12 protein-coding genes and 2 riboswitches are annotated in these 12,957 nt (G+C 40.6%); of the genes, 10 read left to right on the top strand and 2 right to left on the bottom strand.

Annotated elements, in window-relative coordinates; all coding sequences use genetic code 11:
• Nucleotides 1-7 precede the first annotated feature (7 nt).
• Both N178_RS05095 and N178_RS05090 read left to right on the top strand, forming a co-directional pair.
• Complete coding sequence (locus N178_RS05095; protein ID WP_169746658.1) at nt 8-1,375, top strand: ferrous iron transporter B; 1,368 nt, start codon at nt 8-10, stop codon at nt 1,373-1,375.
• A gap of 191 nt (nt 1,376-1,566) precedes the next feature.
• Nucleotides 1,567-1,944: a hypothetical protein gene (locus tag N178_RS05090; protein ID WP_045291071.1), complete on the top strand. Its 378-nt coding sequence runs from the start codon at nt 1,567-1,569 to the stop codon at nt 1,942-1,944.
• Nucleotides 1,945-1,985: 41 nt separating this feature from the next.
• Here the strand turns inward: N178_RS05090 and N178_RS05085 are convergent, their stop codons facing one another.
• Complete coding sequence (locus N178_RS05085; protein ID WP_045291018.1) at nt 1,986-2,369, bottom strand: FixH family protein; 384 nt, start codon at nt 2,367-2,369, stop codon at nt 1,986-1,988.
• A gap of 230 nt (nt 2,370-2,599) precedes the next feature.
• Between N178_RS05085 and N178_RS05080 the strand changes: the two genes are divergently transcribed.
• On the top strand, nt 2,600-3,583 hold the full coding sequence (locus N178_RS05080; RefSeq protein ID WP_045291016.1) for an HD domain-containing protein: 984 nt from the start codon (nt 2,600-2,602) through the stop codon (nt 3,581-3,583).
• Between the two features lie 89 nt (nt 3,584-3,672).
• Here N178_RS05080 and N178_RS05075 read toward each other — a convergent pair whose 3' ends face one another.
• Nucleotides 3,673-4,779 (bottom strand): GntR family transcriptional regulator, encoded by a 1,107-nt coding sequence (locus N178_RS05075; RefSeq protein WP_045291014.1) that lies wholly within the window; start codon nt 4,777-4,779, stop codon nt 3,673-3,675.
• Between the two features lie 385 nt (nt 4,780-5,164).
• Between N178_RS05075 and N178_RS05070 the strand changes: the two genes are divergently transcribed.
• From N178_RS05070 to N178_RS05045, 7 genes are all read left to right on the top strand, one after another.
• Nucleotides 5,165-6,748: a xylulokinase gene (locus tag N178_RS05070; RefSeq protein WP_412762011.1), complete on the top strand. Its 1,584-nt coding sequence runs from the start codon at nt 5,165-5,167 to the stop codon at nt 6,746-6,748.
• A complete protein-coding gene (locus N178_RS05065) occupies nt 6,742-7,440 on the top strand; it encodes an L-ribulose-5-phosphate 4-epimerase (protein WP_045291012.1) in 699 nt (232 codons plus the stop codon). Before N178_RS05070 ends, N178_RS05065 begins: the two co-directional genes overlap by 7 nt.
• A gap of 30 nt (nt 7,441-7,470) precedes the next feature.
• Nucleotides 7,471-8,895 carry an L-arabinose isomerase gene (gene araA / locus N178_RS05060; RefSeq protein ID WP_045291010.1) on the top strand — a complete coding sequence of 475 codons (1,425 nt, stop codon included), beginning with the start codon at nt 7,471-7,473 and terminating at the stop codon, nt 8,893-8,895.
• A gap of 152 nt (nt 8,896-9,047) precedes the next feature.
• The gene (locus N178_RS05055) at nt 9,048-10,427 is read left to right on the top strand and encodes a sugar porter family MFS transporter (RefSeq protein WP_045291008.1); all 1,380 of its coding nucleotides are present in this window, start codon (nt 9,048-9,050) and stop codon (nt 10,425-10,427) included.
• 315 nt (nt 10,428-10,742) lie between these two features.
• Complete coding sequence (locus N178_RS05050) at nt 10,743-11,618, top strand: metallophosphoesterase family protein (RefSeq protein ID WP_237758408.1); 876 nt, start codon at nt 10,743-10,745, stop codon at nt 11,616-11,618.
• Nucleotides 11,619-11,775: 157 nt separating this feature from the next.
• On the top strand, nt 11,776-11,946 hold the full coding sequence (locus N178_RS26935; RefSeq protein ID WP_169746657.1) for a hypothetical protein: 171 nt from the start codon (nt 11,776-11,778) through the stop codon (nt 11,944-11,946).
• Between the two features lie 258 nt (nt 11,947-12,204).
• Nucleotides 12,205-12,456, top strand: a complete 252-nt coding sequence (locus tag N178_RS05045) for a hypothetical protein (RefSeq protein ID WP_033580155.1) — start codon at nt 12,205-12,207, stop codon at nt 12,454-12,456.
• A gap of 81 nt (nt 12,457-12,537) precedes the next feature.
• A riboswitch (SAM riboswitch) is annotated at nt 12,538-12,648 on the top strand.
• A 79-nt stretch (nt 12,649-12,727) separates the two neighbouring features.
• Nucleotides 12,728-12,916, top strand: a riboswitch (cobalamin riboswitch).
• Nucleotides 12,917-12,957: the final 41 nt, after the last annotated feature.

Raw genomic sequence — 12,957 nt, 5'->3', positions numbered from 1 at the left:
ATTAGCGATGGAGCAGCTAACGCGCTATGCGCAGCAGGCAAAAGAAAAAGATCATCGTTCGAATATGGTCGCAAGCATTTATCAGTCGTCACAGCAAATATGTAAAAAATCAGTTGTTTACGAAGACCGCTCAAAGCTTCAGCGCACGGAGAAATTGGATAAAGTCTTCACTTCGCCAATTTGGGGCTTTCCGATTATGCTTGGTATTTTATCAGTGATTTTTTATATCACTATAGCCGGCGCAAACGTTCCTTCTGGGTTAATTGCGGAAGGGTTTGGCTGGGCGGAAGGTTATTTAACAGCTTTCTTTCAAGCGATGCACGCACCAGAATGGCTGCACGGAATTCTTGTACTAGGACTGTTTCGCGGTACGGGATGGGTTATTAGCGTGATGCTGCCTCCAATGGCCATCTTTTTCCCTGTTTTTGCGCTTTTAGAAAACTACGGCTATTTGCCTCGCGTCGCGTTTAATATGGATCGTTTGTTCAAACGAGCAGGCGCACACGGCAAGCAGTCGCTGACAATGGCGATGGGATTTGGATGTAACGCCGCAGCGATTATGTCAACGCGTATTATTGAATCGCCCCGTGAACGTATGATGGCGATTTTAACAAATAACTTTGTTCCATGTAACGGCAGATGGCCTACGCTGATTTTATTAGCTTCTTTATTTATGGCAACGGGCTTTACAGGGAGTGCTAAAACTTTCGTAACGGCGCTTGTTGTAGTGGGAACGGTGTTATTTGGAATTGTTGTGACGCTGTTTGTATCATGGGCACTGTCTAAAACGGCACTGCGCGGAGTACCAACACACTATACGCTAGAGCTCCCGCCTTACCGTAAGCCAAAATTTGTAGATACAATTGTGCGCGCAACGCTGGATAAATCGCTGTTTGTGTTAAAACGCGCGATTATTGTTGCAGCACCCGCGGCGGTGTTAACATGGGTATTGGCTAATATCTATATCGGTGATACAAGTATTTTAATGCACTTTGTTCAGTTTCTTGATCCGTTTGCCAAGACGCTGGGGCTAGACGGTTATATATTAGCTGCTTTTATTATTGGCTTGCCGGCTAATGAAATTGTTGTACCAGTTTTACTGATGGCGTATTTATCAACGGGCTCATTAATTGAAATTGAAGATGCAACAAGACTCAAACAAATTTTCCTTGATCACCACTGGACGTGGCTAACGGCTCTTAATATGATGCTGTTTTCGCTTCTGCATTTTCCATGCGGAACGACGCTTGTAAATATTTATAAAGAAACCAAAAATGCAAAGTGGACGTTTCTTGCTTTTGCGATTCCAACAGTGATTGCGATTGGCGTTACGTTTGCGGTTGCTCAAGTCGTAAAAATGTTTAACCTTATTTAAATATGAAATAAACGTGCAGGGCTTTGCGAAAAGTCCTGTATTTTTTATGAGTAGTCAATGAGATAAAGAGTATGATAGGGTGAACTTGATTGCTATTTGTTAGGTTAAATGGTAATTTGTATGATATAGATTTGCTTCATGCACAAAAGAGATTAATAGAAAAAAGCGCTAATGCTAAAAGGAGGCTGACGGTGGGGATATTTTCTAATAAAATAGATTCAAAAAAAGCTAATAAGTATCAAACAAGGCTATACTCTTGTTTCACCATTCTCGTCATAGTGAATGTGATTAACAGCTGGTTTCTCGATTGGCTTTGGCTTTATATCACCACAAGTAGCGTTCTTGTTATACTCGTGATATTCCTGCTCAAAACACCTAAACGTGATTTAGATGAAGAGTGGAAGCAGCTAGAAATAGAGAAAGACGAGGCTTTTGAAAACAGAGTCAATTTGATGATGATGAATGGCCGAAGTGATGTGCAGGCTATTAAATACATACGCAAAGAAAAAAATCTTGGTTTGCTTCATGCGAAGCAGTATCTTGACCGTATTAAAGAATCAAAGAAATAATAAAAGCGACCTTTGACAAGCAGAGGTCGCTTTTTGATAGGCTATTTACTTTTCTCGCCAATCGTCACTTTTTTCGTGAACATTTTCATGTCGCCTTTTATCGTCACATGAGCGGTAATCGTATATTCACCGTTGTCTTTGAACGTATAGTCCGTGCTGTATGCGCCGTTACCTTCGTGTTTTGCATCGATCATTTCCTGGTTAATATAGCCTTCTTTTTCAACTTGAATCTGTACGGCGTCTGCATTTTCGATTTTTTTATCTCCTTGTGTAACGGGTACGTTAATAGATGTTTTTTCGTTTGCTTTAATAGTTTGCGGCACTTCAATTGTTCCTTTTACTTCCTGTGGCTGTTGCTCATTTCCTTTTGAACAGCCGACCACGGCAATGACTAAAACGAGCAGCAGCATGCTAAGCTTTTTCATAAATATCTCCTTTTTTATCTTATATCCTATTATTAAATACATTTCTCCATAAAACTTTATCACTGAAGTCACAAAATAAAATCATCCCAATGAGTGATTTTTATGAGTGTGACGGCAAGAAACTTGACCGTTTTGTTACAAAAAATAGTTTATGATCACAACACGACTTTACAGCATTGTGTCTTGAGCTTAGGATTAAACATAATAAGCTAGTAAAAGGAGAGAGAAATATGCTCATACTTTATGATGAGCTGTACGGAAAATTTGAAATAGACGGCGTTCTTTTAGAACTCATTCAAAGTGATCCCGTACAGCGTTTAAAAGGAATTTACCAAGGCGGAGCGAGCCGGTTTGTAAATGAAAACTGGAATACTACTCGATATGATCATTCCGTTGGTGCGATGATGCTTGTAAATAGACTCGGAGGCTCTTTGGAAGAGCAAATAGCGGCTTTATTACATGACGTTTCACATACGGCATTTTCTCATGTGATTGACTACGTTCTTGAACAAAAAGAAGAAAATTATCATGAAATGATTTACGAAAAAATAGTAGCTCAGTCGTCTATTCCTTATATTTTAAAAAGCGCCGGTTTAAATTGGCGAGATATCTTACTTGATGAAAGCCAGTGGACGCTGCTCGAACAGAACGCTCCGCACTTATGTGCTGACCGCGTGGATTATACGCTGCGGGATTTATACGTATGCGGGGAGATTACTTTACAAGAAGTGCATGCGTTTTTGGATCAGCTTGTCGTATTTAATGGACGAATGGCATGCAGTAATTTAGCAGCGGCAGAGTGGTTTGTGGATGCTTACTACAAAGAAGTGATTGGCTTTTTTATGAATCCGCTTAATATGTTTGGAAATCATCAGCTGACGGAAATTATCAAGCTCGCTTTGCAAAAAGATATTTTATCTATCGAAGATTTTTTAAAGCAGGATGACGATGTGGTTTGGTTGCTGAAAAATGCTGGAGATAGCAGCATTGAAGGGATGTTATCTGCTCTTTTTAACAGCAAAGTACAAAAAGGAACAGCATCTTGTCATGACGTTCACCAAACGACAAAAATGCGCTGGGTTGATCCTCTTGTTATTGGCTCAGATGGAGAAAATCCTGTATCTCAGCTATCACTTACCGCTAAAAGAGTAATAGAGCAAGCAAAACAAAGGATAGAAAAAGGAGTATATCTCAACATTCAGGCTCCGCTATAAAGGGAATCATTACATAAAGAAGGGATGCATAATAACGTGCATCCCTTTCTCTCATAAGAAGTTTTATAGACCTCTAAGGAAGCCTTCTCTTAACGAACTTCATCACGCTTCGCAGTTAATTCTTTAATCGTTTCTCCTTCAACTAACACCGGCTGGTAGTAGGTTTCGTTTGGCAAATCTTTTTTGCCCTGCAGCTTTTTAATGATCCAATCCGCCGCGTCGTTTCCCATTTGTTCCTGCGGATGGGTTAACGTTGTTAAATTAATCGTTGCATTTTTAGCGATGTACGAATTGTCTTGACCAATAATTGACAACTTGTCCGGAATAGAAATGCCAAGCTGTCTGCATACATTTACGACTTCTAATCCGACTTCATCGTTATAGCAGACAAGAGCTGTCATTTCGTCTTGGTTTTCAGTGAGAAACTCTTTTAAATTAGCATACAAATCAAGCTTTGTTTCGGTGTTAAAAGACAAAATATGCTCAGGCTGAAAGCGGAGTTTTGCATTACCGAGCGCTTTTATGTAGCCTTTCATTCGGTACTTTCCCTGCAGGTCATCCATTTTTGCAATGAGCCCAATTTGTGTATGTCCTTTTGAAATTAATTCATTTGTGGCAAGGTAGCTTGACTGAACGTCATCTAAACAAAAAAACGGAACCTCTAATTCTTCGTAGTAGGCGTTAATCATCGTAAATGGAACGTCTTGTTCTTTGAATGATAAATAATACGAGATGTTCGGATTATACAAATTACTTTTTGTAGGCTCAACAATTAAACCGTCTACTCCGTAGGAAAGCATCATTTCCAGCGCTTTTTTTTCTTGTTCCACATCATTATTCGTGCTCGCCAGCAGCAGCGAATAATTATCTTTATTTAACCTGCTTTCAATTCCGCGAATAATAGAAGGGAAAATATAGTCGGAAATATACGTGGTAATTACACCGATTGTTTTGTTGGCAGAAGCCCCGCTAGATTTGGATTGATAATGATTGCTCACATAGGTGCCAGATCCTTTTTCGCTTCTTAAAAATCCTTCATTCGACAGCTCTAAAATGGCTTTTCGAACCGTATGTCTGCTGACACCATACGTTTCTTGCATGACCGATTCAGTTGGAATTTGTTCGCCCATGCTGTAATCGCCTGAAAGAATTTTGCTTTTTATATCTTCAATAATCACCTGATATTTTGGCTTCATGTTTTCACTTCTTTCGTAGTTGTATACATTCAACTTTTTTCATGTATAAAATTTGTATGGACATATTTTATCATGAACATGAATAAATGAAAAGATTTCCTTGATTTTTAATGAGAAGTAGAATAATTTAACGATTGAATCGGATTCTCTAATAGTTAAAGAAGGGAAAAGTAGGGTGTTTTGAATATTTGTGTGCATATATAATTTTTACATTGACAAATGTACGTACAAATTAATATACTTAGGTTGTTAACAAATTCAAACAGCGTTACATAAAACGGAAAGCGCTTCCTTACTGCTATAGGTATTTTTATAGCTATCAGAAAGGAGATTAAACGTGAAAACCACTCAAAAAAGCATAAAACAAGCAATTGCGAAAGGGAAAATGTCCCTTGGAATTGAACTTGGATCTACTCGTATTAAAGCAGTGCTGATTGATGAAAACTTTGAAACGATCGCATCTGGAAGTTATGAATGGGAAAATCTCTTAGAAGACGGTTTTTGGACGTACAACTTACTCGATATTATTACAGGTCTGCAAAGTGCTTACCGTGAAATGAAGCAAGAAGTGGAACGAAGCTACGGGATCACGATTCGAACAGTTGGCTCCATCGGCGTTTCAGCTATGATGCACGGATATATGGCGTTTGATAAAACGGGTGAACTGCTTGTTCCATTTCGAACGTGGCGTAATGCAACAACAAGCGCAGCAGCAAAAGAATTAACTGAACATTTCCAATTTAATATTCCTGAACGATGGAGCATTGCGCATCTCTATCAGGCAATCATTAATCAAGAAAAACACCTGCCGCGCATCGATTACATGACAACGCTAGCCGGCTATATTCACTGGCTGCTAACAGGTAGTAAGGCGCTTGGCATTGGAGATGCTTCAGGAATGTTTCCAATTGATGAACGCACGCAAAATTACAGCGAAGCGATGATGAAGCAGTTTGATGAGCTTATTTCTTACAAAGGATATCCGTGGCAACTATCAGATATTCTGCCTGCAGTTCATACTTCGGGCGAGCAAGCAGGTACATTAACAGCCATTGGGGCTAGCATTTTAGATCAATCAAAAAATTTGCAGCCGGGCATTCCGTTTTGTCCTCCAGAAGGAGATGCGGGAACGGGAATGGTGGCGACAAACAGCGTAAGAAAACGCACGGGAAATGTTTCAGTAGGAACGTCCGTTTTTGCGATGATTGTACTAGATAAAAAGCTTTCAAACGTTTATCCGGAAATTGATTTGGTTACGACGCCAAACGGCAGTCCAGTTGGAATGGTTCATGCGAATAACTGTTCAAGCGATTTAAACGCTTGGCTCGGATTGTTTCGTGAATTTTCCGAGGCGATGGGACAAAAAGTAGAGTCGGATAAATTGTTTGAAGTGATGTTAAATAAAGCGCTAGAAGCTGATCCTGATGGAGGGGGCTTGCTTAGCTACGGCTATTTCTCAGGTGAAAATATTACCGGAGTAGAAAATGGACGTCCGCTATTTGTCCGTTCAGCAAAAAGCAATTTTAATCTAGCAAACTTCATGCGTACACATCTTTTTACAGCTTTTGGCGCTTTAAAAATAGGGATGGATCTTTTAGTCAAAGAAGAAAACGTAAAGGTTCATAGTATTTTAGCGCACGGAGGATTATTTAAAACGCCGGTAGTCGGTCAGAAAATGATGGCAGCGGCAATTAATACCCCGGTTTCCGTCATGGACACAGCAGGAGAAGGCGGCGCGTGGGGAATGGCTATTCTTTCTTCTTATATGCTCAATAAAAGTGAGAATGAAAGTTTAGAAGATTTCTTGGATGATAAAGTTTTTAAAGAAGTGACCGCACAAGAAATCTATCCTGATGAGCTCGATGTAAAAGGGTTTGAAGCATTTATTAAAAGATATAAAAAAGGATTAGTCATTGAAAAAGCAGCTGCAGAGCATCACAGCGAAGAACGGGAGGAGTTAGTGTGCTAGATAAATTAAAAGAAGAAGTATTTCAAGCAAACCTCGATTTGCCAAAACACGGACTGGTCAAGTACACATGGGGAAATGTAAGTGCAGTTGACCGAGACAGCGGTTTGTTTGTGATTAAACCAAGCGGCGTTATGTATGAAAAAATGACGGCACAAGACATGGTAGTCGTTGATTTAGATGGCCGCGTGGTAGAAGGTGAGCTTAATCCGTCCTCTGATACGCTGACGCACGCCGTATTGTATAAGCACTACCCGCAAATTGGCGGTATTGCTCATACGCATTCAACGTGGGCGACCATTTGGGCTCAAGCAGGGCTCGATGTGCAGGCAATGGGAACGACTCATGCCGATACCTTTTATGGTTCCGTACCGTGCGCGCGCTTTTTGACAGAAAAAGAAGTGAATGACGGATATGAAGTGGAAACGGGCAAGGTGATTATCGAAACGTTTGAAAAGCGCGGTTTAGATGTGCTAGCGGTTCCTGGTATTTTACTTCAAGGGCACGGGCCGTTTACGTGGGGAAAAGATGCCAAATCGGCGGTAATGAACAGCGTCGTATTAGACGAAGTATCCAAAATGAATTTCTTTACTCAAAAATTAAACGGACTGGCTGAAGAGCTGCCGCAGCGTATATTAGACAAACATTATTTACGAAAACACGGGCAAAACGCATATTACGGGCAAGGGAATTAAAAGACTTACATACAGAAAAGGGGATTTATCATGTTAAAAACAGCTCAAAAAGAATTTTGGTTTATTGTTGGCTCACAGCATCTTTACGGAAAAGAAGCGCTAGCAGAAGTAAAAGCACACGCGCAAACGATGACTGATGCTTTAAATGAAAGCGGTATCTTACCTTATCCGCTTGTGCTGCAAGATTTAGCTGTGAATGCGGATACGATTACAAACATGATGAAAGAAGTGAATTACCGAGATGAAGTTGCCGGTGTAATCACGTGGATGCATACGTTCTCGCCTGCAAAAATGTGGATTCGCGGCACCAAACTGCTGCAAAAACCGCTGCTTCATTTGGCAACACAATTTAACGAAAGCATTCCTTGGGAAACGATTGATATGGACTTTATGAACTTGAATCAGTCTGCTCACGGTGATCGTGAATACGGCTTTATCAACGCGCGTTTAAACAAGCAAAATAAAATCGTAGTAGGCTACTGGGAGCGCCCCGAAGTACAGCAGCAAATTGCACAGTGGATGGATGTAGCCGCTGCTTATAACGAAAGCTTCAACATTAAAGTCGCGCGTTTCGGTGACAATATGCGCAACGTCGGCGTAACAGAAGGAGACAAAATTGAAGCGCAAATTCAATTTGGCTGGACGGTTGACTACTTCGGAATCGGTGACCTTGTTCAATATGTCAATGCCGTTACGGAAGAAGAAATTAATGATTTATTTGCTGAATATGCCGACGCGTATGAGTTTGTTTACGGCGATTATTCTGCAGAAGACTGGGAATCTAGCGTAAAAGTACAGGCAAGCTATGAAATTGCGATTAAACGTTTTCTAGACGAAGGCGGATACGGCGCTTTTACGACTAACTTTGAAGATTTGTACGGCATGAAGCAGCTTCCTGGTCTAGCGGTACAGCGCTTGATGGCACAGGGATACGGCTTTGCTGGTGAAGGAGACTGGAAAACAGCCGCGCTTGACCGCCTGCTCAAAGTGATGAGTCATAATCAGTCAACCGGCTTTATGGAAGACTACACGTATGAATTAGCACCCGGACGTGAGTCAGTGCTTCAATCACACATGCTTGAAGTAGACCCGACGCTGGCGGTAAATAAGCCAAAACTAATTGTCTCTCCGCTAGGAATCGGCAACCGCGAAGACCCGGCCCGCTTAGTGTTTGACGGTAAACAAGGAGAAGGCGTAGTGGTTTCTATGGCTGACTTTGGTACGCATTACAAGCTGTTAATTAACGAAGTATCGGCATTTGAGCCGGAAGTTCCAGCTCCAAATCTTCCGGTAGCGCGCGTGCTTTGGAACATTAAGCCGAACTTCCAAGAAGGCGTTAAAGCGTGGATTGAAAACGGAGGAGGCCACCATACGGTTCTTTCATTAAATTTAACGACCGATCAAATTGTGAGCTATGCAAAGCTTGTGAATTTAGAATACGTCATCATTAAGTAAGCATTTATATTTCCAAGGGAGCACTGCTTCCTTGGAAGTGAAAATATAGCGTAACTTAGTAAAAGAACGCCGTTTTTAAGAAATAATGAAAGCGTTTTAAAAATGTGTGATAGACATCAAAACTAAGGCAACAAAAAGGGGGATCTATAATCATGAGTAAAGTATCAAGTAAGTTTATCTTCTTTTTCGGCTCATTTGCCGGTATTTTATTCGGTTATGATATTGGGATTATTGCTGGTGCAGAAGGTCATATCCGTGAAGCGTTTCATTTAAGTCCGCTGTGGCTGGGGATTGTAGTTTCGTCGCTAATGGGCGGAGCAATTATCGGTTCCATTTTAAGCGGATTATTAGGGGATAAGTTTGGGCGAAGAAAATTAATTTTAATTTCGTCTATCATCTTTCTTTTAGGCTCCATCGGTTCAGCGATTGCACCGGAGGAAATTACGTTAACGATTGCGCGCGTCTTTTTAGGTACAGCAGTAGGAACAGCTTCTTCTTTAGTTCCTGCTTATATGTCAGAAATCGCACCTGCTCATATTCGCGGGAAGCTTTCAGGTTTAAATCAGCTAATGATTGTAATTGGATTATTATTAAGCTATATCGTAGCCTTTATTTTTGAGCCGGTTCCAAACAGCTGGCGATTAATGCTTGGCAGCGCCGGTATTTTTGCAATCGTCTTGTGCATCGGTATGATCAAGCTTCCAGAGTCACCTCGCTACTTAATTAAAAACGGAATGGCAGATAAAGCGCATGAAGTACTGCGCACGCTTCGTTCCTCAGCAGCGGAAGTCGAAGCGGAAGTGGCTGAAATTCAAAGCGTAGCTGTGCATGAACAATCAGGCATTAAACAGCTGTTTCAGAAAAAGTTTCGTTTAGCTTTAATTATCGGTGTCGGAATGGCAACTTTTCAGCAGATTCAAGGCTCAAACTCAATTGTTTATTATGCAACAAGCATTGCTCGTCAAGTTGGTTTAGCGCCGCAGGTAGCTGCTGGTTTTACGGTTATTGTTGGGGTAATCTTCGTTGTGACAACACTTATTTTTCTACAGTTTGTTGATAAATTCAACCGCCGTACCATTCTTACGGTTGGCGGAGCGGGAATGGCTCTTTCCTTTTTTACACCGGCTATTCTTGGAGCAGTAGGCGTTAATGAAGCTGTCGTTAACTGGGTTACGCTAATTGCTCTTTGCTGCTTTATCCTTTGCTATGCGTTTTCTTGGGCGCCGCTTACGTGGATCATTGTAGGAGAAATTTTCCCGCTTTCTGTGCGCGGAATCGGTGCTGGGATTTCATCTGCTTTTAACTGGACAGGATCGCTGGCAGTAGGGCTTGTGTTCCCTATTTTAGCTGATCAGTTTAGCTTAGGCGTTATCTTTTCAACGTTTGGGATCATTTGTGTTCTCGGACTATTCTTTATACGCTTTGTAGTTGTCGAAACAAAAGGACGTAGCCTAGAGCAAATTGAAACGGACATGGCAGCTCGTTCTGAAAGAAATTCTTTAAGTCCAGTTGAGCGCAATAAATACGTCTAATTGTTGTTTAAATGTAAGAGGCTGCGATAAAAGTATGGTAGCCGAAGTGAAAAACGAACCACTGATCAAATTGTTTGATTAGTGGTTCGTTTTTTTATGGTGAATGCAGGTTTCATCTGTTGAGTTTCTTCTAACTTTTATGTTGTCCCATCAGTGCTGAACAAAATGAAAGAATAGATAGGCTATGGAAACTCATTTAAATGTGCGTTCTGCTTACAAGACGGTAGTGACCTTCATCAACAAATGCTCATATAAATAAGTAAGCTTGTTTACTTTTAACTAACTTTATTTATTAATAGGGGGATTAACTAATTGATGAATTTGACGCTTCATGAACGTTCTGAAAGATTATTAAAGCAAAGAATTAAACAATTAAACCCGAGAGATCCATTTAACTTTGTTTTTATGGGTGACAGCAGAGGTGACGGACCAAACGATAATTGTTTCACGATGAGCGGTGAATTTGAGCTTGTATTAAAAAAGGCGGTGGAATTGAACCCGCTGTTTATTATTCATGGGGGAGACACCGTCTATACAGGGAAAAAAGAGTATTTGGAGCACTTTGTTAAAGTTGTTGAAAAAATTGCACCAAATATTCCTATGTTTGTATGCGTAGGGAATCATGATGAACTATACCTTGATGAAAGCAATCTCGAAAACTTCAGAGCCACTATCGGAAAAGTACACTGGGTCATTGATCTTCCTGTCTATAACTTCCGGTGCATCGCATTAAATAATGTCATCAGTCCCAAAAATAAAATATATGGATTTACAGATAGAGAGCTTCATTATTTAGAGCAGCAGCTAGAGGATGCTCCTTGTAATACCGTTTTAGCCATGCATGCCCAGCCAAATATCGGCCGGTGGACAAACCTTGAAGGGTTTCCTGTAACGACTCCTCAAAGTCAAGAATTTTTTGATTTAATTCAAGAACACCGCGTGAAAAAAGTGTTAGTCAGCCACGTGCATGCGTATGACGAGCAGTTTATTAGAAAAAACAGAAACGGGTCGTTTACGCTTGGAAGAGGCACTGATTTTGTATTGTCAGGAGGCGCGGGTGCTCCCCTTGATTTTGAGCCGCCTTTAATTTTAAATAATTATAATTTTACGGAGTTTTTTGTTAGCCGGTACGACATTTTAGGCCCTCTTCTTTGGAAGGATTTTGGACGACCTCGAAGAAGTTGTTTGTAAAAACAAGAAAGTAGAAAGCTAGGTTCAAAAAAAGAGGCTGGGACAAAAGGGTTTTAGACGAAGTGAAAAACGAACCATTGATCAAGATGCTTGATTAGTGGTTCATTTTTTTTATTAGGGTAAACGTAGATTTCATGTGTATAAGTCTTTCTAGCAGGTGATTGGAGGACAAGACGAAGACTCCGGCGGGAAAAGCGGAAAAGGTGAGACCCCACAGGAGCGTATGCGACGAGGAGGCTCAGCGACCGCCCGCGGAAAGCGAAGTCTTGTACGGAAATCAACTGCGGTGTCACAAGCGATTCAGCTCATGTATCCCAGTTGCCTTTAGATGAGATTCACTTCGTTATGTCTCAACCTCTTTTGGAAAACCGTACGAAACCTTGTAGCAGAAGGTTCAGTCAAACGTTATAATAGATAATGAATGATGATATATTCTCTATATTTGTCATATATTTGTATTACATATGTAATTGAAGAAAAACATTCACTTGATATACTGTTTAATGACTTAACTTTATCTTAAAATTCACAGTGAACTGCCTGTTTATAGAGGCTTAGAACATACACAGCAAATGGAGGAGCTATCATGGCAAACGAAAAGATGCAAGAAGGACTTAATCGTTTTATTAAGGAAGATTTAAATGACCTTTTAGGTAGACTGTTCCCTTTAATGGATCGGGAGTGTGCGGAAGAAAAGAGAATGCTTATTGAAACCGCGGTAGAGTACATTTATTCTTCAGGGTATCATCAAGGAGCAAAAGACTTGATCGAAACACATCGAAAAGATGATTACAAATTGTTAAGGCAAAAATTAGCGTCAGCACCTCCTGAAAACTAATTTTTTTTGCAATTTCTTTTGACAACGTAAATGTAAGGTGTTAAGATGACTCTACATTCAAAATATTATAAATAATTAAAACTCTTATTGAGAGAGGCGGAGGGACTGGCCCTGTGAAGCCCGGCAACCATTTAACATTCTTGTTAAAAAGGTGCTACATCCTGCAAAGCGTACGGCTTTGAAAAATAAGAGAGGATTTCATAGATACTATGCCTCTCTATTCACGATAGAGAGGCTTTTTATTTTATGTGAAGGTGTTTTGAATGAACAATTTCATAGAAATGCATCAGGTGCTGTGTAACGAATGTACGCAGCTTAAAAGGGAAGACCGGTGAAAAGCCGGCGCGGTCCCGCCACTGTAATGGGGAGCAACTTATTAACCACTGTTTCATGCTGAAATGGGAAGGGATAGGAAGCGATGAACCTAAGTCAGGAGACCTGCCTGTTGTATGCACTTAAGCTCTACGGGATATAGAGAGGAGTGAGGAATACGTGTTGAGA

It is taken from the genome of Priestia aryabhattai B8W22, from assembly GCF_000956595.1.
GTDB lineage: Bacteria > Bacillota > Bacilli > Bacillales > Bacillaceae_H > Priestia > Priestia aryabhattai.
The sequence above is the reverse complement of the archived record's forward strand: the minus strand, read 5'-3'. Positions and strand labels throughout refer to the sequence as shown.